General features: G+C 72.1%; 19 protein-coding genes. 12 read left to right on the forward strand and 7 right to left on the reverse strand.

Translation table 11 applies throughout. The annotated features are described in order from the left end of the window. Window positions 1-368: 368 nt before the first annotated feature. The 11 genes from ccrA (at window position 369) to BS83_RS34275 (ending at window position 12,086) form a co-directional block, all read left to right on the forward strand. Window positions 369-1,706: a crotonyl-CoA carboxylase/reductase gene (gene ccrA / locus BS83_RS34225; protein WP_037607258.1), complete on the forward strand. Its 1,338-nt coding sequence runs from the start codon at window positions 369-371 to the stop codon at window positions 1,704-1,706. 18 nt (window positions 1,707-1,724) lie between these two features. Continuing rightward, window positions 1,725-3,779, forward strand: a complete 2,055-nt coding sequence (locus BS83_RS34230; protein WP_084714560.1) for a protein meaA — start codon at window positions 1,725-1,727, stop codon at window positions 3,777-3,779. Next, entirely contained in the window at window positions 3,776-4,738 is a 963-nt protein-coding gene (locus BS83_RS34235) for an HpcH/HpaI aldolase/citrate lyase family protein (protein WP_037607260.1), read from the forward strand. The genes BS83_RS34230 and BS83_RS34235 overlap by 4 nt, the downstream gene beginning before the upstream one ends. Window positions 4,739-4,742: 4 nt before the next feature. Further along, window positions 4,743-5,246 carry a MaoC family dehydratase gene (locus tag BS83_RS34240; RefSeq protein WP_037607261.1) on the forward strand — a complete coding sequence of 168 codons (504 nt, stop codon included), beginning with the start codon at window positions 4,743-4,745 and terminating at the stop codon, window positions 5,244-5,246. An 89-nt stretch (window positions 5,247-5,335) separates the two neighbouring features. After that, the gene (locus BS83_RS34245) at window positions 5,336-6,544 is read left to right on the forward strand and encodes an acyl-CoA dehydrogenase family protein (protein WP_037607262.1); all 1,209 of its coding nucleotides are present in this window, start codon (window positions 5,336-5,338) and stop codon (window positions 6,542-6,544) included. A gap of 350 nt (window positions 6,545-6,894) precedes the next feature. Continuing rightward, window positions 6,895-7,548, forward strand: a complete 654-nt coding sequence (locus tag BS83_RS34250; protein ID WP_037607263.1) for a phosphatidylserine decarboxylase — start codon at window positions 6,895-6,897, stop codon at window positions 7,546-7,548. Further along, complete coding sequence (gene pssA / locus BS83_RS34255) at window positions 7,535-8,407, forward strand: CDP-diacylglycerol--serine O-phosphatidyltransferase (RefSeq protein ID WP_037607264.1); 873 nt, start codon at window positions 7,535-7,537, stop codon at window positions 8,405-8,407. Before BS83_RS34250 ends, pssA begins: the two co-directional genes overlap by 14 nt. 363 nt (window positions 8,408-8,770) lie before the next feature. Beyond that, complete coding sequence (locus tag BS83_RS34260) at window positions 8,771-9,154, forward strand: peptidase inhibitor family I36 protein (RefSeq protein ID WP_232248585.1); 384 nt, start codon at window positions 8,771-8,773, stop codon at window positions 9,152-9,154. Further along, window positions 9,142-10,080, forward strand: coding sequence for a hypothetical protein (locus tag BS83_RS34265; protein WP_232248588.1), 939 nt, complete (start codon window positions 9,142-9,144; stop codon window positions 10,078-10,080). The genes BS83_RS34260 and BS83_RS34265 overlap by 13 nt, the downstream gene beginning before the upstream one ends. A gap of 79 nt (window positions 10,081-10,159) precedes the next feature. Continuing rightward, window positions 10,160-10,774 carry an ArsR/SmtB family transcription factor gene (locus BS83_RS34270; RefSeq protein ID WP_037607265.1) on the forward strand — a complete coding sequence of 205 codons (615 nt, stop codon included), beginning with the start codon at window positions 10,160-10,162 and terminating at the stop codon, window positions 10,772-10,774. 82 nt (window positions 10,775-10,856) lie between these two features. Continuing rightward, window positions 10,857-12,086 (forward strand): MFS transporter, encoded by a 1,230-nt coding sequence (locus BS83_RS34275; protein WP_051944530.1) that lies wholly within the window; start codon window positions 10,857-10,859, stop codon window positions 12,084-12,086. A gap of 45 nt (window positions 12,087-12,131) precedes the next feature. On the opposite strand, the gene BS83_RS34280 is transcribed toward BS83_RS34275, so the two are convergent. From BS83_RS34280 to BS83_RS34295, 4 genes are all read right to left on the reverse strand, one after another. Further along, the gene (locus tag BS83_RS34280; RefSeq protein ID WP_051944531.1) at window positions 12,132-12,620 is read right to left on the reverse strand and encodes a MarR family winged helix-turn-helix transcriptional regulator; all 489 of its coding nucleotides are present in this window, start codon (window positions 12,618-12,620) and stop codon (window positions 12,132-12,134) included. 84 nt (window positions 12,621-12,704) lie between these two features. Next, a complete protein-coding gene (locus tag BS83_RS34285) occupies window positions 12,705-13,352 on the reverse strand; it encodes an NAD(P)-dependent oxidoreductase (protein WP_037607266.1) in 648 nt (215 codons plus the stop codon). 180 nt (window positions 13,353-13,532) lie between these two features. Next, window positions 13,533-16,124: a WD40/YVTN/BNR-like repeat-containing protein gene (locus BS83_RS34290; RefSeq protein WP_037607267.1), complete on the reverse strand. Its 2,592-nt coding sequence runs from the start codon at window positions 16,122-16,124 to the stop codon at window positions 13,533-13,535. A gap of 206 nt (window positions 16,125-16,330) precedes the next feature. Further along, window positions 16,331-17,137, reverse strand: coding sequence for an amidohydrolase family protein (locus BS83_RS34295; RefSeq protein WP_332262364.1), 807 nt, complete (start codon window positions 17,135-17,137; stop codon window positions 16,331-16,333). Here BS83_RS34295 and BS83_RS48640 point away from each other — a divergent pair. Beyond that, window positions 17,130-17,438, forward strand: coding sequence for a hypothetical protein (locus tag BS83_RS48640; RefSeq protein ID WP_332262365.1), 309 nt, complete (start codon window positions 17,130-17,132; stop codon window positions 17,436-17,438). The genes BS83_RS34295 and BS83_RS48640 overlap by 8 nt on opposite strands. Here the strand turns inward: BS83_RS48640 and BS83_RS34300 are convergent. The 3 genes from BS83_RS34300 to BS83_RS34310 all read right to left on the reverse strand — a co-directional run bounded on the left by BS83_RS34300 (window position 17,432) and on the right by BS83_RS34310 (window position 21,625). Then, on the reverse strand, window positions 17,432-18,769 hold the full coding sequence (locus tag BS83_RS34300) for a type I glutamate--ammonia ligase (protein ID WP_037607268.1): 1,338 nt from the start codon (window positions 18,767-18,769) through the stop codon (window positions 17,432-17,434). The two genes, BS83_RS48640 and BS83_RS34300, sit on opposite strands and share 7 nt — an antisense overlap. Before the next feature lie 47 nt (window positions 18,770-18,816). Further along, window positions 18,817-20,238 (reverse strand): hypothetical protein, encoded by a 1,422-nt coding sequence (locus BS83_RS34305; RefSeq protein WP_084714566.1) that lies wholly within the window; start codon window positions 20,236-20,238, stop codon window positions 18,817-18,819. Between the two features lie 268 nt (window positions 20,239-20,506). After that, window positions 20,507-21,625 (reverse strand): alpha/beta hydrolase family protein, encoded by a 1,119-nt coding sequence (locus BS83_RS34310; protein WP_037607269.1) that lies wholly within the window; start codon window positions 21,623-21,625, stop codon window positions 20,507-20,509. Window positions 21,626-21,637: the final 12 nt, after the last annotated feature.

The following is a 21,637-nucleotide window of genomic DNA, read 5'->3' on the forward strand; positions in this document are numbered from 1 at the left end:
CGCCGAAAACCTTCATATGCAAGAGCCCCTCGCCCCATTCGGCGAGGGGCTCTTGTGTCGTGTTGCGACGTGATGACGCTCACGTGACACTCGATGCAATTGGTGGCACGCAGTGTCTTTACGAGTGGCACAGGGTGCCAGTACGTTGTTACCCACTGGTCGCGGCGCCGCGGCTCCCCACCCCGGCGCGCCGCATCCACAGCCCGCGCGCCACCCCTGCACAGGCTGCAAGCTCGAACCGAAGACCACGCTTCACCCGCTCCACCGCAGCGACTGAACCGACCGGTGTCCGCTCCCGGTACCCCCTCGTCATCACGTCCACAGACGCACCCTGCATCCCTCAGCAGGTACGCCGCCGGAGGCCAGCCATGAAGGAAATCCTCGACGCGATCCTCAACCCGGGGACCAGCGCCGCCGAATACGCAGCGCTGAAGCTCCCCGAGTCGTACCGGGCGATCACGCTCCACAAGGACGAGCAGGACATGTTCGCCGGCCAGGAGAGCCGCGACAAGGACCCGCGCAAGTCCCTGCACCTGGACGAGATCGCCCTGCCCGAGCTCGGCCCGGGCGAGGCCCTGGTCGCGGTGATGGCGAGCGCGGTCAACTACAACACCGTGTGGAGCTCGATCTTCGAGCCGGTCTCCACCTTCGGATTCCTGGAGCGCTATGGACGCCTCTCGCCCGAAACGGCGCGCCACGACCAGCCCTTCCACGTCCTCGGCTCCGACCTGGCGGGCGTGGTGCTGCGCACCGGGCCGGGCGTGCACGCATGGAAGCCCGGCGACAAGGTGGTCGCCCACTGTCTCAGCGTCGAGCTGGAGAGCGCCGACGGCCACAACGACACCATGCTGGACCCCGAGCAGCGCATCTGGGGCTTCGAGACCAACTACGGCGGCCTGGCCGAGATCGCGCTGGTCAAGTCCAACCAGCTGATGCCCAAGCCGGAGCACCTCACCTGGGAGGAGGCCGCCTCCCCCGGCCTGGTGAACTCCACCGCCTACCGGCAGCTGGTCTCCCGCAACGGCGCCGGCATGAAGCAGGGCGACAACGTGCTGATCTGGGGCGCCTCCGGCGGCCTCGGCTCCTACGCCACCCAGTACGCGCTGGCCGGCGGCGCCAACCCGATCTGCGTCGTCTCCAGCCCCGCCAAGGCGAAGATCTGCGAGGAGATGGGCGCCGAGGCGATCATCGACCGCTCCGCCGAGGGCTACACGTTCTGGAAGGACGAGCACAACCAGGACCCGCGCGAGTGGAAGCGCTTCGGCGGCAAGATCCGCGAGCTGACCGGCGGCGAGGACGTCGACATCGTCTTCGAGCACCCGGGCCGGGAGACCTTCGGCGCGTCCGTCTACGTCACCCGTAAGGGCGGCACCGTCGTGACCTGCGCCTCCACCTCCGGCTACATGCACCAGTACGACAACCGCTACCTGTGGATGTCGCTCAAGCGCATCGTCGGCTCGCACTTCGCCAACTACCGCGAGGCCTGGGAGGCCAACCGCCTCATCGCCAAGGGCAAGATCCACCCGACGCTGTCGAAGACCTACACCCTCGCCGAGACCGGCCAGGCCTCGCTCGACGTGCACCAGAACAAGCACCAGGGCAAGGTCGGCGTCCTCTGCCTCGCGCCCGAGGAGGGTCTCGGCGTCACCAACCCGGAGCTGCGCGCCAAGCACCTGCCCGCCATCAACCGCTTCCGCGGCGAATAACAAGGGCGGCTCGGGGACATGACGACTCATCGGGACCGGCCGTGGCTGATGCGGACCTACGCGGGGCACTCCTCCGCGGCCGCGTCGAACGAGCTGTACCGGAAGAACCTGGCGAAGGGTCAGACGGGCCTCTCCGTCGCCTTCGACCTGCCGACGCAGACGGGCTACAACCCCGACCACGTCCTCGCCCGCGGCGAGGTCGGCCGGGTCGGGGTGCCGGTCAGCCATGTGGGTGACATGCGGGCCCTGTTCGAGGGCATCCCGCTGGAGCGCACCAACACCTCGATGACCATCAACGCCACGGCCATGTGGCTGCTGGCGATGTACCAGGTGGTCGCCGAGGAGCAGGGCGCGGACATCGCCAAGCTCACCGGGACGACGCAGAACGACATCGTCAAGGAGTACCTGTCGCGCGGGACGCACGTCTTCCCGCCCGGCCCCTCCGTCCGGCTGACCACGGACATGATCGCCTACACGGTCGCCAACATCCCCAAGTGGAACCCGATCAACATCTGCAGCTACCACCTGCAGGAGGCCGGGGCCACGCCGGTGCAGGAGCTGGCCTTCGCGATGTGCACGGCGATCGCCGTGCTCGACGCGGTCCGCGACAGCGGGCAGGTCAAGCCGGAGCAGATGGGCGAGGTCGTCGCCCGGATCTCCTTCTTCGTCAACGCCGGCGTGCGCTTCGTCGAGGAGATGTGCAAGCTGCGCGCCTTCTCCCAGCTCTGGGAGAAGGTCACGCTGGAGCGCTACGGCGTCACCGACGCCAAGCAGCGCCGGTTCCGCTACGGCGTCCAGGTGAACTCCCTCGGCCTGACCGAGGCGCAGCCGGAGAACAACGTCCAGCGCATCGTGCTGGAGATGCTCGCCGTCACCCTCTCCAAGGACGCCCGCGCCCGCGCCGTGCAGCTGCCCGCCTGGAACGAGGCGCTGGGCCTGCCCCGGCCCTGGGACCAGCAGTGGTCGCTGCGGATCCAGCAGGTGCTGGCCTTCGAGTCGGACCTGCTGGAGTACGGGGACCTGTTCACCGGCAGCGTCGTGGTCGAGGGCAAGGTCGCCGAGCTGGTCGAGGGCGCCGAGGCGGAGATCGCCAAGGTGCTCGGGATGGGCGGGGCGATCCCGGCCGTCGAGTCCGGCTACATGAAGGCGGCCCTGGTCGCCTCGCACGCCGAGCGCCGGGGCCGGATCGAGTCCGGTGAGGACAAGGTCGTCGGCGTCAACTGCTACGAGACCACCGAGCCGAGCCCGCTGACGGCCGACCTGGACACCGCGATCATGGTCGTGGACGGGGACGCCGAGCGCGCCGTCGTCGAGGCCTTCGCGGGCTGGCTGGCCGAGCGGGACGAGGCCGCCGCGCAGGCGGCGCTGGCGGAGCTCAGGGCGCAGGCGCAGACCGACGTCAACCTCATGCCGGCCACCCTCGCCTGCGTCCGCGCGGGCGTGACCACCGGCGAGTGGGCGCAGGCGCTGCGCGACGTCTTCGGCGAGTACCGGGCGCCCACCGGCGTCGGCGGCGCGCCGATCACCGGCGTGATCGACCCGGACTCCGGCAGCGAGCTGCTGACGGTCCGTGCGGCGGTGGACCGGACGGCGCAGGAGCTGGGCAGCGGCAAGCTGCGGCTGCTGGTCGGCAAGCCCGGCCTCGACGGCCACTCCAACGGCGCCGAGCAGATCGCCGTCCGGGCCCGCGACGCCGGCTTCGAGGTGGTCTACCAGGGCATCCGGCTGACGCCCGAGCAGATCACCGCCGCGGCCGTGGCCGAGGACGTGCACTGCGTGGGCCTGTCGATCCTCTCCGGCGCGCACGCCGAACTGGTCCCCGACGTGCTCCGCCGCCTGCGCCGCGCGGGCGTGGAGGACGTGCCGGTCGTCGTCGGCGGGATCATCCCGGCCGCCGACGAGCAGGTGCTGCTTGCCCAGGGCGTGGCGGCGGTGTTCACTCCGAAGGACTTCGGGATCACCGCGATCATCGGCCGTATCGTCGACGAGATCCGTCTGGCCCACGGGCTGGACCCGATCTTCGCCAAGACTGCCCCCACCACGGACATCAAGGAAGAGACCCTCGCCTCATGAGCAACGTCAACCGGCTCCGTCCGCGCCGTTCCTGCCTGGCGGTGCCGGGCTCCAACCCGCGCTTCCTGGAGAAGGCCCAGGGCCTGCCGGCCGACCAGGTCTTCCTGGACCTGGAGGACGCCTGCGCGCCGCTGGCCAAGGAGGGCGCCCGCCACACCATCGTCGACTTCCTGAACAAGGGCGACTGGACCGGCAAGACCCGGGTCGTCCGGGTGAACGACTGGACCACCCACTGGACCTACCGCGACGTGGTCACCGTCGTCGAGGGCGCGGGCCAGAACCTGGACTGCATCATGCTGCCCAAGGTCCAGGACGCCCAGCAGATCGTCGCGCTGGACCTGCTGCTGACCCAGATCGAGAAGACCATGGGCTTCGAGGTCGGCAAGATCGGCATCGAGGCGCAGATCGAGAACGCCAAGGGCCTGATCAACGTCGACGCGATCGCCGAGGCATCGCCGCGCCTGGAGACCATCATCTTCGGCCCGGCCGACTTCATGGCCTCCATCAACATGAAGTCCCTGGTCGTCGGCGAGCAGCCGCCCGGCTACCCGGCCGACGCCTACCACTACATCCTGATGCGCATCCTGATGGCCGCCCGCGCCAACGACCTGCAGGCCATCGACGGCCCCTACCTGCAGATCAAGAACGTCGACGGCTACCGCGAGGTCGCCGGCCGCAGCGCCGCGCTGGGCTTCGACGGCAAGTGGGTGCTGCACCCCGGCCAGGTCGACGCCGCCAACGAGGTCTACTCCCCCTCCCAGGAGGACTACGACCACGCCGAGCTGATCCTGGACGCCTACGACTGGTGCACCAGCGAGGCCGGCGGCAAGAAGGGCTCCGCGATGCTCGGCGACGAGATGATCGACGAGGCCTCCCGCAAGATGGCCCTGGTCATCTCCGGCAAGGGCCGCGCCGCCGGCATGCAGCGCACCACCAAGTTCGAAATTCCGGAGGCGTAAGGCCATGCAGTTCGGACGCACCTACGAGGAGTTCGAGGTCGGCGCGGTCTACAAGCACTGGCCGGGAAAGACGGTCACCGAGTACGACGACCACCTCTTCTGCCTGCTCACCATGAACCACCACCCGCTGCACATGGACGCGAACTACGCGACCACCACCGTGCAGGGCAAGAACGTCGTGGTCGGCAACTACATCTACTCGCTGCTGCTCGGCATGAGCGTGGAGGACGTCTCCGGCAAGGCCCTGGCCAACCTCGAGATCGAGTCGCTCAAGCACGTGGCGCCGACGTTCCACGGCGACACGATCTACGGCCAGACCGAGGTCCTCGACAAGCACATGACCTCCAAGCCGGACCGGGGCATCGTCCACGTCGAGACCAAGGGCTACAACCAGGACGGCACCCTGGTCTGCGTCTTCCGCCGCAAGGTCATGGTCCCCACCGAGCAGTACCTCAAGGAGCGCGGCGGAGACCAGCCCGGCCGCCCCGAGCTGCGCGAGCAGCCGTAACACTCCCCCACAGTGCTCGGGCGCTCCACGGTGTATGCCACGCCCGTGGAGCGCCCGGACCGGCCGGACAGAAGAGAAGGACACGACCCATGGGACGCCTCGCCCAGACCGAAGGTCTCAACGAGATCCAGCAGGAGATCCTCGCGACCGTTCGCAGCTTTGTCGACAAGGAGATCATTCCGGTCGCCACCGAGCTGGAGCACCGCGACGAGTACCCGTCCGACATCGTCGAGGGCCTCAAGGAGATGGGGATCTTCGGCCTGATGATCCCGGAGGAGTACGGCGGCCTCGGCGAGTCGCTGCTCACCTACGCGCTCACCGTGGAGGAGATCGCGCGCGGCTGGATGTCGGTGTCCGGCATCATCAACACCCACTTCATCGTGGCCTACATGATCAACGCCCACGGCACGCAGGAGCAGAAGGACTACTTCCTCCCGCGCATGGCCACCGGCGAGATCCGCGGCGCCTTCTCCATGTCCGAGCCGGGCCTCGGCTCCGACGTCTCCGCGATCTCCACCAAGGGCGTCAAGGACGAGAGCGGCGAGTTCTACGTCCTCAACGGCCAGAAGATGTGGCTGACCAACGGCGGCACGTCCTCCGTGATCGCCTGCCTGGTCAGGACGGACGAGGGCCACGCCTCGCCGTACAAGAACCTCACCACCTTCCTGATCGAGAAGACGCCCGGCTTCGGCCCGAACGAGACGGTCAAGGGCCTGACCGTCCCCGGCAAGATCGAGAAGATGGGCTACAAGGGCGTCGACACCACCGAGCTGGTGCTCGAGGACGTCAGGCTGCCCGCCGACCGGATCCTGGGCGGCGTCCCCGGCCGCGGCTTCTACCAGATGATGGACGGCGTCGAGGTCGGCCGGGTCAACGTCGCCGCGCGTGGCTGCGGCGTCGCGCAGCGCGCGTTCGAGCTGGGCATCCGCTACGCGCAGCAGCGGCAGACCTTCGGCAAGAAGATCGCCGAGCACCAGGCGATCCAGTTCAAGCTGGCCGAGATGGCCACCAAGGTCGAGGCCGCCCACCAGATGATGGTGATGGCGGCCCGCAAGAAGGACTCCGGGCAGCGCAACGACCTGGAGGCCGGCATGGCGAAGTACCTGGCCTCCGAGTACTGCAAGGAGGTCGTCGAGGACTCCTTCCGGATCCACGGCGGCTACGGCTTCTCCAAGGAGTACGAGATCGAGCGCCTCTACCGCGAGGCCCCGATGCTGCTCATCGGTGAAGGAACTGCGGAGATCCAGAAGATGATCGTCGGTCGTCGTCTGCTGGAGGACTACAAGCTCGCCGAGTAGCAGGCCTGGGGAGGCAGCGCATCGGCGCGGATGGGGGCGTGGTCCTAAGGGCTCACGCCCCCATTTTCGAGCGTCCGACCATATGTTTCCCCGTCTGAGGGCTTTGTCACCGTTCGCCCACAGCCCTTGGCCTGGGGCCCTCGACCGGCTTACCGTTGCGAGACAGAGAGAAACGCGGGAAAGCCCCACGCGGGTTCCCGGAGCTTGCTACGGCCCCACCCGCTGCCGATAGCATCCCCCCGGATAGATAGTCGTCACCGGCTCACGTCGTCAGACTCGGGCCGTCGTCGGCACCGTCGTCCCCGAACCCCTCGACTCCGCGACCTCGTCGGTCGCGACAAAGGTCTTCGATGCCCCTTCGTCCGTCCCAACCGACCGACGCCCGCCCGCGTGTGACGCTGGCCCGCGGCGCGTCCCCCTGGCTCGTCCCCACCGTGCTCACCGCTGCCGCGTGCACCGCCCTCACCCGGCGCAACGGCAGATGGGCACTGGCGGCGGTACCGGCCTCCGCGCTCAGCGCCGGGATGCTCTGGTTCTTCCGCGACCCCGAGCGCGAGATCAGCGAGGGTCGGGTGATCTCCCCCGCCGACGGCGTCGTTCAGAGCATCGACGCCTGGCCGGACGGCCGCACCCGCGTGGCGATCTTCATGAGCCCGCTGAACGTGCACGTCAACCGGGCCCCGCTGGACGGCGTGGTGCGCTCCGTCGAGCACGTGCCGGGCGGCTACGTCCCGGCGTTCAACAAGGACAGCGACCGCAACGAGCGGGTCGTCTGGCACTTCGACACCGAGCTCGGCGACATCGAGATGGTGCAGATCGCGGGCGCGGTGGCCCGCCGCATCGTCCCCTACGTCACCAGCGGCACCAAGGTCGACCGCGGCGAGCGCGTCGGCCTGATCCGCTTCGGCTCGCGGGTCGACACCTACCTCCCCGAGGGCGTCGAGCCCGGCGTGGTGGTGGGCCAGAAGACGACGGCAGGGGTGACTCGCCTTGACCGTGACTGAGCCCGAGGCCTACGCCGAGGAGGACGAGGAGCAGGAGCGCGTCGCGCGCCGGCTCCGCTGGGCCCGCGACCGCGAGCTCCGTCGTCCGCTCTCCCCGCAGCACCTCTCCACGGCCGACCTCTTCACGCTCGGCAACGCGGTCTGCGGCTTCCTGGCGATCTACTGCACCACCACCGGCGTGCTGATCCCGCACCTGACCGGCGTCGCCACCACCGGCGACCGGCGCAGCGCGGCGGCCGCGGTGACGCTGCTGCTGATCGGCTCGATGTGCGACCTGTTCGACGGACTGGTCGCCCGCAAGCTGCGCAGCTCGGCGCTGGGCGCGGAGCTGGACAACCTGGCCGACCTGATCAGCTTCGGCATCGCCCCGGCGTACTTCGTCGTGGTCTGGGGCATGACAGCGGGCGGCGCGCACCAGCGCGTCGGCGCGGGCATCGCCATCGTGGTGCTGCTGGCCGTGGTGCTGCGGCTGGCCCGCTTCTCCTGCACGGCCGCCCGTCCTGGCGTCTTCCAGGGGATGCCCTCCCCGATGGGCGCGCTGACGGTCATCTCGATCGTGCTGCTCGACCCGCCGTTCCTGCTGGGCGCGCTCGGCATCGTGGCGGTCTCGGCGCTCATGGTGAGCCAGGTCGAGTACCCGAAGCCGCAGGGCAAGCTGGCCACGGCCACGCTCTGCTGGATCGTGGTCTCGATGGGCTGCCTGACCGCGTGGGCCACCGGCCTGCCCGGCGGCGTCACGCTGCTGCAGGTCGGCGCGAGCCTCCAGGTCGCGCTGGCGCTGATGGCGCCGCTCATGGTCATCCGCCGCAAGGTCGGCGACGTCCGCGCCAAGCGCGCGGAGGCCCGGAGCGCGAACTGATCCGCTGACCCGGCTCTGCACGGAAGGGCCCCCGACCGCCTGGCGGTCGGGGGCCCTTCCGCGTTCCCGCAGGCCCGCCGCGCGGCCTCCGCGCCCCGTTGCGCGCGTCCCGCCGCCGTCCCCGGCGTCCCACGATCCCCGGGATCCCACAGCGTCCCCCGGCCCGTCCGCGTCCCCCGCGCCGGCCGGGGGTGTCCCTCACCGCAGGCCGCGGGGAAGGGACGTCCCGGCGCGTCCCGTGAGGTCGGGGGACTGTCGACCGGGCCGCCCCACCCGATCAAGAGTTGTCCCCGTCGGAGCCGCAGGTCGGCCCGGCGGATCCGTCACCGGATCGAGAGATCGACGACTCACGGGAGACACATCGTGATCAAGCGAGGCATAGCGGCGCTGGTCCTGGCGGCCGGCGCGGCGCTGGGCGGCCTGGCCGTCGCCCCGGCCGCCGAGGCGGCCCCGGCGGGCTGCAACCCGGGCGCCCTCTGCGCCTACTGGCTCACCAACTACACGAACGGTGCCGGGCACTCGGTCCAGCAGGTCTACCAGAACAACGACGACCTGACCATGTACGCCAACTTCTACAGCTCGGCGCACGGTTCGCTGTTCAACAACGGCAACAGCTGCAACGTCGACGTCTACCCCGGCAAGAACCACGGCGGCGGCGTCATGCACCTGGACCGCGGCACCGGCTGGGTCGACGTCTCCCCCGACAACCTGCCGCACATCGAGTCCAACTACTGGTGCACGTACTGACGCGCGCCGACGCCTCGATGCGGGTCAGGACCGGCGTCGCCCTCGGCGCGCTGTTCCTGGGTCTGGGTGCTGCCGGATGTTCCTCGTCCGGCAGCACCACCCCGGCCGACACCGGCGCGCAGCAGGCGCGGCCGCTCGACGGCGTCACCTACTACGACCCCGCGCAACGTGCCCTGCTGCACGACGCGACGGAGCGGCGCGTCGCCCAGTGCATGCGGACGCGCGGCTTCGGCTACCGACCGCAGCCCCTGGCTGCCTCCGACCACACGGCCGACGGCAACCCCTACGGGTTGCTCACCCCGGCACAGGCCAGGAACGACGGCTTCGGCCTCACCAGCTCCGCGCTGGACGCCCGGCCGTTCGTCGACGCCAACGCGGCCGCCGACGGCGGCCAGGCCTGGAAGGACGCGCTGGACGGCACCGCCGCGCACCGCGTCTACCTGGCGATGCCGGGAGGCCGGCAGTTCTTCTACAACGCGGACGCCTGCAGCACCCAGGCGGTCGCCCAGGTCTACGGCGCGGACTACTACCGCCTGTACGAGACCATGGAGGTCCTCGCCGGCCAGGTCGTCACGACGGTCCAGGCCGACGACGGGGTCCACGCCGCGGAGAGCCGCTGGCGGTCCTGCATGGCGGCGGCCGGTGAGCGATCCGCCGATCTGGACGCCCCCCTGTCCGCGGTGACCGCGCAGCTCCACACCGCGCTCGCCTCCGGCGACCGGGCCAGGGTCCACGCCGTGGCCGGCCGGGAACTGTCCCTCGCCGAGACGGACGCCGGCTGCCAGGAGACCTCCGGTCTGGCCGCCGCCGTGGCGACGGCCCAGGCCCGCGCGGAGCAACCGGTCCGCCGGTCCCACGCCGCCGACCTCGCGGCCCTGCGGGCCCTGCAGCGCACGGCCCTCTCCTCGGCCGCCCGCACGGGGTGACCGTTGCGCGCCCTGCATGGAAAGAGTTCTTTCGAAAGAACTCTTTCCATGCAGGGCGCTTCGGGCTACGCTCAGGGGTGTGAGCCAGAAACCGCCACCCGAGCAGCTCCGGTCCGTCCGTGACCCGCGGAGCCTGCGGGCACTCGCGCATCCCACGCGGATCGCGCTCCTGGAGGCACTCGCCGTGCACGGGACGCTGACGGCGACGGAGGCGGCCGAGATCGTCGGCGGGAACGCCTCCAACGCCTCCTACCACCTGCGCACGCTCGCCTCGCACGACTACGTCGCGCCGGCGGAGGGCGGCGCGGGACGCGAGCGCCCGTGGCGGCTCGCGGGCGCGGGAATGACGTTCTCCGAGGACGACGAGGATCCCGCCGTCGCCCAGGCGGCGCGGGCGCTGTCCGAGGTGTTCGCCGAGCGCTGGTCCGAGCGGCGCCGCCTTTACCACGAGACCCGCGACAGCCATCCGGAGGCCGTGCGCCAGGTCTCCGGCGACAGCCAGGCCATGCTCTTCGTGACGCCCGCGGAGATGGAGCAGGTCAAGGACGAGATCCTCGGGATCCTGCTGCGCTACCAGAACCGCGTCGAGGACCCTGCCGCCCGCCCCGCGGGGTCGACCCCCTTCGAACTCGTCCTCTCCACCGTGCCCTTCGACGTCGTCCCCGCCTCCGAAGCGGACACCGCCCGGGACTGACCGAACCTCCGCACGCCCCACCACGCGCTCCGGCAGCGCGTTCACTGTCATGCCCATGATCTCATTGCCCACAGGAGCAACCGTGCGCACCCTGCTCGCCCGACCCCGCATGCGTCTGTACTTCCTCGGCACCACCCTCAGCACCGTCGGTGACTACGCGCTCTGGCTCGCCTCCGGCGTCTGGGTCAAGGAGCTCACCGGCTCCACCGCGCAGGCGGGCCTGTGCATGCTGAGCCTGATCCTCGGCACGCTGCTCTCCCCCGTCACCGGCTTCGTGGTCGACCGGCTGCGCCGCAAACCGCTGCTGCTGACGACCAACGCGGTCACCGGCCTGATCGTGCTGACGCTGACCCAGGTGCACGGCCCGGGCCAGGTGTGGCTCATCTACGCGGTGATGTTCGTGAACGGCGTCGCCGTCTCGCTCAACGACTCGGCGATCACCGCGCTGCTGCCCGCCATGGTCGAACCGGAGCAGCTCGGCGCCGCGAACGGCCTGTCCCAGGCGCTCGGCCAGGGGCAGCGGCTGATCACCCCCGCCCTCGGGCTCGGGCTGCTGGCCGCCTTCGGCGGCGGGGCGGTGGCGGTGGTCGACGCCGCGTCCTTCGCGGCCGGACTGCTCTGCTGGGCGTTCGTCAGGGTCGACGACCCACGTCCCGAGCCCAGCGGACTGAGCCGGCGCGCGGAGACCACGGCCGGCTTCCGGTTCCTGCTGCGCACGCCCGCCCTGCGGCAGCTGAGCCTCGCGCTCTTCGTCGGCCTCTTCGTCGCGGGCATGTTCGAAACCCTCGCCCTGGCCGTCGCGACGGTCGGCCTGCACCGGCCGCCCACCTGGCTCGGCGTCATGGTGACCGTGATGGGCGTCTCCGGCATCCTCGCCGGCCTGCTGGTCGGCTCGCTGATCAAGCCCCTCGGCCCGGGACGCCTGGCCGCCCTCGGCCTCGCCCTCAGCGGGGCCGGCGCTCTGGCCCTGGCCGTGCCGCTCACCGCCGTCGTACTGCTGGGCTCCCTGCTGCTGGGCTTCGCCCTGCCCTGCATCATCGTCGGCTCCATGACGGCGGTTCAGCTCACCACCCCGAAGGAACTGCTGGGCCGCGTCTCCGGCGCCGACATCTTCCTCACCACGACGGGCCAGGCCCTCGGCATGGCCACCGGCTCCGCGCTGATCTCCGTCGTCTTCTACCGCGACCTCGCCTACGCGGCGACGGCGCTCCTCGCCCTCAGCGCCCTCTACCTGCTCACCCGCCGCGAACAGCGGCCGCAGCGCGCCGAGGCCGGCAGCCGACGCATGACGTCCGCGTCGCGCCCCGCCTGACCGGGCGACCGGGCGACCGGGCGACCGGGCGACCGGGCGACCGGGTCAGCCCAGTGGGGGAAGGGCCTCCAGGGCGTGGCGGCCGAGTTCGTCGAGGCCCTCGATGGTCGCGGAGAGGGACTCCGGCGTGAGGACCTGGAAGACGTGCTCGTCGATCGCCTTCGCGTGGCGGCGGGCGGCCTCGGCGAGCTTGGAGGCGCCGAGGCCGGTGATGGTCACGACCTGGATGCGGCGGTCGGCGCGCGAGCGTTCGCGCAGGACCAGCCCCTGGTCGACCATGCGGTCGACCAGGCGGGTGGCTCCGCCGCTGGTGAGGACGGCGTCGCGGGAGAGGTCGCCCATGGTCGCCCCCTCCGGCGCCGCCGCCAGGCGGAGCAGGACCTCGAACATCGGGTGCGAGATGCCGCTCTCCCGCTCCATCGCCGCGCCGAGCAGGCGCTCGAGCCGGGCCGCTGCGGTCAGCAGCACGCCGAAGGCCTGCACTCGTTCGTCGGCGACGGCCTCGGCGGCGGTCCTTATGCCGACAGCGGTCATCTCGCGGCTCCTTCCCCAGGGGATCAGCCACACGTTACCCGCCCCAGGGCCCCCGCCAGGCCTTTCGGTCCAGGTGGCCGACTGCTATCGACCGACGGTGAAGCGGCGGCCGAGGTGCGCGGGCCGCTCGATCTCGTCGACGAGGGCGACCGCGTAGTCCTCCGCGGTGATGTGGCTGCGGCCCTCCGCGTCGACGACCAACTGCTCGGTGCCGGTGCGGTAGACGCCGCTGCGCTCGCCAGGCTCGATCGTGCCGGCGGGGCTGAGGACCGTCCAGGAGACGTCGTCGACGGAGTTGTAGAACGCCTGGGCGTCGCCGTGGGCGTGCATGATCTGCAGCAGCCACTCGGGCAGGCCGGGGGTGTCCCAGACCCTGACGCCGGGCGCGACCTCCAGGCTGCCGGCGCCGCCCACCGCGAGCAGGCGCGGCGCGTTCGCGCCGAGGCCGCGCAGGGCCTCGACCAGGGAGCGGGCCGCAGGCTCGACGGTGGCCTCGTGCCCCGGTCCGTCGCCACCGCCGACGGCGCTGACCAGCACGTCCTGGCCGACGGCGGCCTCGGCGACGGAGGCCGGGTCGAGCACGTCCCCGGCCTGCAGGGCGACGCCCTCGGGGCCGGTCCAGCTCGCGGGGTCACGGACCACGGCGGTGACCTGGTGGCCGCGGGAAAGGGCCTCGGCGACGATGCGGCTTCCGATGGTGCCCTTGGCTCCGATGACGGCGATCTTGGCCATGAGAGGTGCCTCTTCCATGCGTGCGGGAGAGCGGGGTTACCGCCTTGCACCTCTCGAAACATCTGACTGCTCAGAGAATATTCCGGGGCGCGGCACACGGATCGGATCATCCGTGCGCCGCGCCCCGGAGGGTGCTGCTGGGTACTGCCGCGCTACCGCGCTATCCCACGCCGTCCCGCGTCACTGCCCGTTGTCGCACAGTTCGGCCAGCGGCATGCTGTAGATGCCGCGCCCGTGCGTCGCCGCGTAGACGCGGCCGTCCGGGCCGACCGTGATCTGGTCGACGGAGACGGCCGGCAGCTCGCCGATCGCCTTCCACTTGCTGCGTCCGGGCGCCCGGTAGACGGCGCCGAGATCGGTGCCGACCAGCAGGCCGCCGGTCGAGGTGACGGCCAGCGAGTCGACCGGCACGTCCGGCAGGTTCGCCGAGATGTCCGTCCAGGTCGCGCCCGAGTCGTGGCTCTCGAAGACGTGGCCGATGCCCGCACCAGGGCCCTCGTTCCAGTCGCGGGAGAAGCCGCTGAACGTCATGTAGACGTGCGCGCTGTTCGCCGGGTCGATCTTGACGTCGCTGATGTACCGGTTCGGCAGGTTGGCCGGCAGGGTCAGCTGCGACCAGCCGGTGCCGTCGGCGTTGCCGACCGCCAGGCCGTGGGTGAAGCCCTGCGAGTTGCACGGGCCGCACCAGCCGGCGTAGACCTTGCCGCCCGAGGAGGCGACGGCGGTCGCGGTGTGCCCCGCGCCCAGGTCGAACGCGCTGGTCCAGGCGCTGGACGAGCGGATCGCGAAGCCCTGGTTCTGGATCCAGACGTGCTGACCGCCGGCCACCCAGGTGTTCGGGTTCTTGATGTCGGCGGAGAACGGCGCGATGAAGCGCGCCGCGGAGTTGGCGTTGTCCGGCGGCGGCACGTCGAACGTGGTCGGCGCGCCGAGGCCGTTGTTGGCCGCACAGTCCTGGGTGACGTTGATCTCCAGGTAGACGTACTCCTGGGCCTCGTTGCAGCCGTTCGTCGGGTCGACCAGCGTCATGCCGCCGTCGCCGCCGAAGTTGGAGCCCATCACCGTGTCGACGCTCTTGGAGCCGTAACCCCGCAGCACCGACTGGCCGTTGTCCTGCAGACCACCGGTGACGACGACGCCCTTGCCGGTCGGCTCCTTGCCCACGCCGACCGAGTAGTACTGCAGCGAGTCGATCGTGCCGTCGTTCAGCGAGGTCCAGTCGGTGGCGTGGCCCAGCGAGTTGGCCGCGCCGTCGACCGGACGGCGGTAGACGCCGCCGTCGTTGGCCGCGAAGACGTAGCTCTGGCCCTTGTAGCTGCCGACCGCCAGGCCGTGCTGGTCCGGGTGGGTGGTCTGCGGGCAGGTGCCGCTCTGGGAGAGCGGGTCGATGCTCCAGCAGGCCAGCGGGAAGTTCCAGTACGGGCCGGGGGTGGTCCAGGTGGCGCCGCCGTCGGCTGACTCGAAGACCTCCTCCAGACCGGCGTAGACGTGGTCGTGGTTGGCCGGGTCGACCGTCAGCGACTCGTCGTACCAGGACTGCCCGCCGGGGTTGTCCAGCACCGAGCCGGAGCCCGCCAGCTTGGCCTTGTCCGCCACCAGGGTCCACGGCCCGAACGGCGAACCGCTCTTGGACACGTAGATGCCGCCGAGGCCGCCGCCCGCCGCCAGCGAGTTCGGCGACTGCACGACCGCGTAGTAGCGCTGGTGGTCGGCCGAGGGCGCGAAGGTGACGGTGCCGACGTCGCCCGCGTCGGTGGGCAGGTCGCCCATCGAGGTGAGCAGCTGCCAGCTCCCGCCGACCTTGGTGTAGTAGCCGTTGTAGGTGCCGCCGGAGCGCCAGCCCGCCGCGACGACCACACGGCTCGGGTCGGCCGGGTCGAAGGCGATGTCGCTGACGATGTTCTCGTAGGCGGCGTTCGGGTCGTTCGCCAGCGGGTGGCCGGGCAGGTAGTCCGGGCTCGGCGCGAACTCCAGCGTCCAGGGGCCGCCCAGGTGGGTGGTCGAGTGCGACCACAGACCCTCGGTGGTGGCCGCGTAGACCTTGTCGCCGGAGAAGCGCAGCGCGTGGATGCTGGTGCTCTGCAGCTCGTCGCCGCCGATGCGGGTGCGCGGGGAGAAGCGGCCGTGCGCCGGGTCCGCGAGCATGTAGACGCCGCTGCCGAGGTAGGCGTCGGCATTGGTGTTCGCCTCGCCGGTGCCGAGCCAGAGACGGCCCTTGGCGTCCAGCGCGAGGGCGCCGGTGGCCTGGGCGGAGAGCTGGTCGCTGATCGACTTCCACTTGCCGCCGTTGGAGCTGGAGCGCCAGACGCCGCCACCGGCCGTGCCGGCGTAGACGTTGCCGTTCGCGTCCGCGACGACCGCAGCGGTACGGCCGGTCACCAGGCCCATGCCGGCGGTGGAGTTGGAGTTGTAGTCGCGGTAACGCGCGTCGTCGGAGTTGTAGGGCAGCTTGGTCGCCTGCTGCCACTCGCCGCCGGTGCGCTGCAGGTTCTGCATGGACGCCCAGGCCGCGCCGTAGGCGCCGGGGGCGACGATGCCGGGCGACTGGCGCTCCTCGGCGCGCTGGTCGGCGCCCTCGGCGATGGAGTCGGACTCGCCGGTGTCACCGTCGTCGCCGCCGGTGCTCACGAGAGCGTGCTTCCCACCGCTCATCATGTGGCGGTGGTGGATCGGCATGGCGACGGCGGGAGTTGTGGCCACCAGTCCGCCTGCGGCGGCGATGGCGATGGCTATGAGTACGAGACGCCGACTGCCGCGGTGCGGGCTTGTCAACAGGTCCTCCCCGGAGTTTCTGGGTGTACGCCGGATGTGTCGCTGTGTGCACGACCTTCTGGTGCGCAGGCCGCGAGTGACTTGACCACACTGGGGAGGGTGGCAGCTAGTGCCATGGCATTGGGTTTACCCAACCGTTACACCGGCCCCACACATGCTCTTCCGCACCGGGCGGACGGGGCGTCAGCCGTCGGCCAGGCGTTCGCTCACAGGCCGTACAGTGCCCGGGCGTTGCCGCCGCCGACGAGCGCGGCGACCCTGGCCGCCTCCGCGGGCACGGGCAGGGCCTCGGCCAGCCAGGCGTCGATCGCGTCGGTGAAGGCGGCCGCGCCGACCAGGAAGAGCTCCGGCAGACCGTAGGCGTCGCTGGAGAACAACAGCTTGGCGAAGGGCGCGAGTTCGAGTGTCTCCGCCAGCACCCGGCGCGCCCCGGTCCCGACATGACCGAGTGTCAGTCCGAGGTCGACATGGACCGTCGGGAAGGCCTGGGCCAGCCACGCGGCCTGCCGGTGGTAGGGCCAGCAGTGCAGCAGCACCAGCGGCGTGCCGAGCGGCTCGGCCGCGCGGACGAATCCGGTGAGCACCGAGGGGTCCGCCCGGTGCAGGGTCAGGTCGGGATCGCCGAAGCCGGTGTGCAGCTGCAGCGGCAGGCCGAGCTCCAGCGCCTCCCACAGCAGATGGCGCAGCAGCACCGGGTGGTCCAGCCGCCCGGCGCCCGCGGCCAGGTACTCCCCCGCCGCCCGGGCGGTCTCCGCGGCGGAGGGCCGGGCCGGATCGAAGTCCAGGCCGTGGCGGTAGGCGACGACCGACTTGAGCCCGACCGCATGCCGCGCCGCGTGCCGCAGCGCCTGACCGACCGTCGCGGCCCAGCCCGCCGCCGTCGCACCCGGCGTCGCCCGCTCGGCGACGCGCTCGATCCTGACGATCTCGTACACCTCGGCCCCGGCGGACCCGCCGAGCTCCGCGAGCGGCAGCAGCGGGGCCCGGGCGGCCTCGGTGAGGCCCGTGTCCACCAGGCAGGCCGCAGCGGCGCAGCAGGCGCCGGGTGGCCTCGGCCGCGCCGAGTTCCCTCCGGCGCTCCAGATAGGCCTCGGCGGACGCGAAGGCGGGCAGGTCGAGCTCCGGCGCGCACCAGCGCCGAACCGCGAGCCCGAGCGCGGAGTCCCAGGGCGTGGCGCCCGGCGCGGGCGGCCGGTCGGACTCGGTGAGCAGCGAGGCGAACGCGGTCGGCGTCAGCTCCTCGGCGACCACGCTGTGGCAGTGCTGGTCGACCAGCCGGAGCGGGCCGTCCTCGCGGGCCGCCGGCATCAGTAGCGCCAGCGGGTGGCCGCGATGACGTCCTCGGCCGGCCGGCCGCCCAGCGCGGCCTGCTCCGCCGCACGGACCGCGGCGACGGCCTCGAAGAGGACGTCGCCGAGCGCGTCGCGCAGCACGGTGGAGGCGCGGAAGGCGGTGAGCGCCTGGTCGAGATCGGTCGGCAGCCGGCGGGGCTGTCGCGGCTCGGGAAGCAGCGCCGGATCGCCCTGGACGGGGGCGGGGAGCACGGCCCGCGCGTCGATCCCGGCCAGCCCCGCCGCGATCACGCCGCCGACGGCGAGGTAGGGGTTGGCGGCCTGGTCGAAGCACTTGACCTCGGCGTTGGCCGCCGCGTCCGGGCCCTGGATCAGCCGCAGCGCGGCCTCGCGGTTCTCCACGCCCCAGCAGTGGTAGGCGCCGGCCCAGTGGGAGGGCACCAGCCGCAGGTAGCTGGCGACACCGGGCGCGCCGAGGGCGAGCAGGGCCGGCAGTTCGGCCAGGACGCCCGCCAGGAAGGCCTCGCCGTCGGCCTCCGGCAGGGCCAGCAGATTACGGCCCTCCCGCCAGGCGGACAGGTGGAGATGGCCGCCGTTGCCGACGCCGCCGGGCGCGAACGCCGGGGCGAAGGAGGCCCGCAGCCCGTGCTGCGCCGAGACGGCCCGGATGGTGGCGCGGACCAGCACCGCCTCGTCGGCCGCGGCCACCGGGTCGGTCGCCGCCACGGACACCTCGAACTGGCCGGGCGCGTACTCGGGGTGCAGCTGCTGCACGCTCAGGCCGCAGGCCTCCAGGGCGAGCAGCAGGTCGCGGAGGTAGTCGGAGAGGTCGGTGAGGCGGTGCAGGCCGTAGGCGGGGCCCTGGGTGGGGTACCGGCCGTCCTCGGCCCGTTGCACGATCCACTCGGTCTCGAAGGCGGCGCGGAAGGTGATCCCCCGCTCCGCCGCACGCGCCGTCATCTCCGCGGCGAAGCGCCGCTGGCAGGCCGGATGCGGCGTGCCGTCCTGCCGGAACCGGTCGGCCGGGGCGAAGGCCCATCCCGGCTGGGCGGGCAGTGGCACGGCGCGCTCCAGCGCGGGAAAGAGCCGCAGGTCCCCGTCCGGACCGCCGAGGTAGCGGCTGGTGGTGGTCGCGTCGTCGACCAGGAACACGTCGAAGACCGGCGACATGCCGATCCCCTCGACCGCCGCGTCGGCCAGCCGACGCAGCGGGACGCCCTTGACCCTGGCGATCCCCGCGTTGTCCACGTAGGTCAGCGCGACCGCGACGACGCCCTCCCCGCTCAGCCGTGCCGCGGTGAGCCGCGCCTCGGCGCGGGTCTCGTCCCGCGCCCGCCGCTGCTGCTCGTCCACCGGACCCTCCTTCGTGGGCGTCGGCGTCCCCTCGTCGAGACCTGTGGTCAGGCCCCGCCGTCGTGCACGCTGAAGGCGCTGCGCCGGGCGGCGCGCGCCACTCCAGGATCGGGGTGCGCGGACGCCACGGCCGCCAGGACATGCCCGGCACGCGGATGGCCCACCTGCCGCGCGAGCGCGAAGAGCCGTCCTGGATCGCCGTCGGCCGCGCCCTGGACGTGGCGGACCAGCATCCCGGTGTCGCCGTGCTCGAGCACCGCCGCACCCGTGTCGACCCAGAGCCAGGCGGCGTCCTGCCGGTCCAGCACGTCCGCGGGCAGCACGCCCTCGTCGCTCTGCTCGGCGAGCCAGAGCAGCGCGTAGGGGCGCAGCATGGGCTCGTCCAGGACGTGGCGGACGGCGGGCTCGGCCGGGTGCCCGGCGACCCGCAGCGCCTCGAAGGCCAGACCGCGCAGCAGGGCGTCCTCGCCGCGGGCCACGTCGAGCAGGTCGGCGACGGCGCGGTCCACCTGACGGGCCGCCAGCCAGGCCCGGTACTCGGCGCGGGCCGGGCCCGGCGAGTAGCCGGCGCAGGCGGCCAGCAGCTCGAACGCGGACTGCTCGATGTGCCCGGCCGCGGTCTGCGCGACGGTGCAGATCTCCTCGAGCTTGGCCCGCACCGCCCAGTGGCCCAGCGGCGTCAGCTCGACGCTCTCCTCGACCTCCTCGCCGTCGACGCCCTTCCCCGCAGGTCTGCGCACCAGCGCGCCGACGGCCGCGAAGCCGTCCAGCATCCAGCGCAGCACCGCGGCGATCTCGCCCGGCGTCGGCGGCAGCGAGGCGTCCGCGTCGGCGCGGACGGCGGAGACCGCGAGCGCCGCGTGCGGCACCGGCGAGCCGAGCGTCGGGTGCAGCCCGGCGTGCCACTGCTCCTCCATGCCGCGCCGCAGCAGCTCCAGCAGCTCGGGCTCGGCGACCGGACCGGCCACCAGGTGCAGGAAGGAGAGGAGTTGCGGGGCGTGGTCGACGGCCTGCCCGGCGAGCTGGGTCAGCGCGCGGTCGGGCACGGAGACCAGCAGCGTCCAGGCGTCGAACAGCGCCGCCCAGCCGCGCAGCACGGCCTCGTCGTCGTGCTCCCAGGCGTGCAGGCGCCAGCCGGGGCCGGCGCCGCCGCCCCGCAGTTCGATCAGGCCGGTCAGCCTGGCCCGCTCCCAGGCCGCGACGGCCTGGTCGAAGGTCAGCGCGAGGGCCTTGCCGGCGGCCTCGGCGTCGGCAGGCAGCAGGTCGCCCCGGCGGTCGACGGCCGGCAGTTCGCCCGCCCAGCGGGCGATCCGGACGGCGTCCGCGAGCAGACGCCTCGCCGGCGGGGCGAGGCGACCCAGCCCGGGGAGATCGGCGGGCGGCGTGCGGCGCGGCTGACCCTTGGGGCGGGGCAGCCTGGCCACGGGGGCGGCAGGGGCATCACGGTCGCGCGGATTCCGGGACGTCACGCGGTGCAGTCTTCCCCGTCGCACGGCAACTTGTCACATCCTCAGGCGTGGCGCAGGTCAGCTGTGCCCTGAGGGACGGAAGAGACAGCCGGAGGCGCGGCGCCTCACCGCAGTGGGCCCGTTGCACCACCTGAGGGGCGCGGGGAACCGCGCGACAAGCCACCGGCGTGCGGATGGTCCTCGATGGACACGGCCATCCGCGGAGGGTGCTTTCTCGCGCGGTTCCCCGCGCCCCTGGGGGAGTGCAACTGAGCGGCTGCTTCTGCCTTCAGAGCAGAGGTGTCAGGAACCTCCGGAGGAGGTCTTCGTAGGTGTGGGGGTCGGCGTTCCAGAGGGCTTCGTGCTCCGTGCCGGGGAACTCGCGGAAGAGGATCAGATCGTCCCGGCGGGAGGCCAACCCGCGGGCCGGCGCGATCGGCGCCACCGTGTCGTCCGGGCTGTGGAGCAGCAGCGTGGGGACGGAGAGGCCGTCGCCGGAGGCCAGCTGGTCGAAGGCCGCCGTGTCCACGTCCGTGCGGCCCTCCGCCGCACGCATGCCGAGCTCCGCGAGGGCATGCGGGACGCCGCGGCGGGTGGCCTGGCGGCGCACCGTGCTGCGCCAGTCCAGCACCGGCGAGTCCAGCACCAGCCCGCGGACCGCCTCCCGCCACGCGGACCGCTCCGCGGCCTGGAGGGCCATCGTCGCGCCGATGCCCCAGCCGTAGAGCAGGACCCTGGTCGCGCCCGAGTCGACCGCCAGGCGGATCGCCGCCTCCACGTCACGCCACTCGGTCTCGCCGAAGTGGCCCATGCCGTCCGGCGACGGCGGCGCACCCGGGTCGTTGCGGTAGCTGACGCTCAGCACCGGCATCTTGAACTGCTGGAAGACCGGCAGCAACGGCAGCACCTGGCCGCGGTCCGCGCCCGCGCCGTGCACCGCGATGACCCACGGTTCGCGCAACCCGGACAGGTACCACGCGGGCATCGGACCGAGCTCGCCCCTGACCGTGGTCTCGGAGAAGTCCAGGCCCAGCGCCGACGTCGGGTCGCCGCGCAGGACCCACGGCGTGAGCACCACCGTCTCGCCGGTCGGGGGCGGCGTGGATCCTCCGGACTCGAGGACCCTGACGACCGTCTGCGAGGTCGTGGAGACGACGTCGCCGACCACGACATGGCCGTCCGCGCCCCACTCCAGCGCCCAGCGGCCCGGCCGCTGGGTCTCCGGGGTGCGGGTCAGTTCGATCAGATCCGGTGCGACGGAGTGGACCCTGAGCCCGCCGGCCGAGGCCGGCGCGGCGCCACTGCGCCGGACGGAGATCTCGGAGACCACCCGACCCGCCACCAGCGCGACCGCCCCCACCCCGACGGCGGAGACGGTGGCCACAGCGGCTGCCTTGCCCCAACGCATGTCGCTCCCTGA

This window comes from Streptacidiphilus rugosus AM-16, from assembly GCF_000744655.1.
Lineage (GTDB): Bacteria > Actinomycetota > Actinomycetes > Streptomycetales > Streptomycetaceae > Streptacidiphilus > Streptacidiphilus rugosus.

What these genes read in the sequence shown, in the direction of transcription:
- ccrA (WP_037607258.1), top strand. Translation starts at nt 369, where the DNA reads ATGAAGGAAATCCTCGACGCGATCCTCAACCCGGGGACCAGCGCCGCC.
- BS83_RS34280 (WP_051944531.1), bottom strand. Translation starts at nt 12,620, where the DNA reads ATGACCGCTGTCGGCATAAGGACCGCCGCCGAGGCCGTCGCCGACGAA.
- BS83_RS34235 (WP_037607260.1), top strand. Translation starts at nt 3,776, where the DNA reads ATGAGCAACGTCAACCGGCTCCGTCCGCGCCGTTCCTGCCTGGCGGTG.
- BS83_RS34285 (WP_037607266.1), bottom strand. Translation starts at nt 13,352, where the DNA reads ATGGCCAAGATCGCCGTCATCGGAGCCAAGGGCACCATCGGAAGCCGC.
- BS83_RS34230 (WP_084714560.1), top strand. Translation starts at nt 1,725, where the DNA reads ATGACGACTCATCGGGACCGGCCGTGGCTGATGCGGACCTACGCGGGG.
- BS83_RS34310 (WP_037607269.1), bottom strand. Translation starts at nt 21,625, where the DNA reads ATGCGTTGGGGCAAGGCAGCCGCTGTGGCCACCGTCTCCGCCGTCGGG.
- BS83_RS34250 (WP_037607263.1), top strand. Translation starts at nt 6,895, where the DNA reads ATGCCCCTTCGTCCGTCCCAACCGACCGACGCCCGCCCGCGTGTGACG.
- BS83_RS34240 (WP_037607261.1), top strand. Translation starts at nt 4,743, where the DNA reads ATGCAGTTCGGACGCACCTACGAGGAGTTCGAGGTCGGCGCGGTCTAC.
- BS83_RS34245 (WP_037607262.1), top strand. Translation starts at nt 5,336, where the DNA reads ATGGGACGCCTCGCCCAGACCGAAGGTCTCAACGAGATCCAGCAGGAG.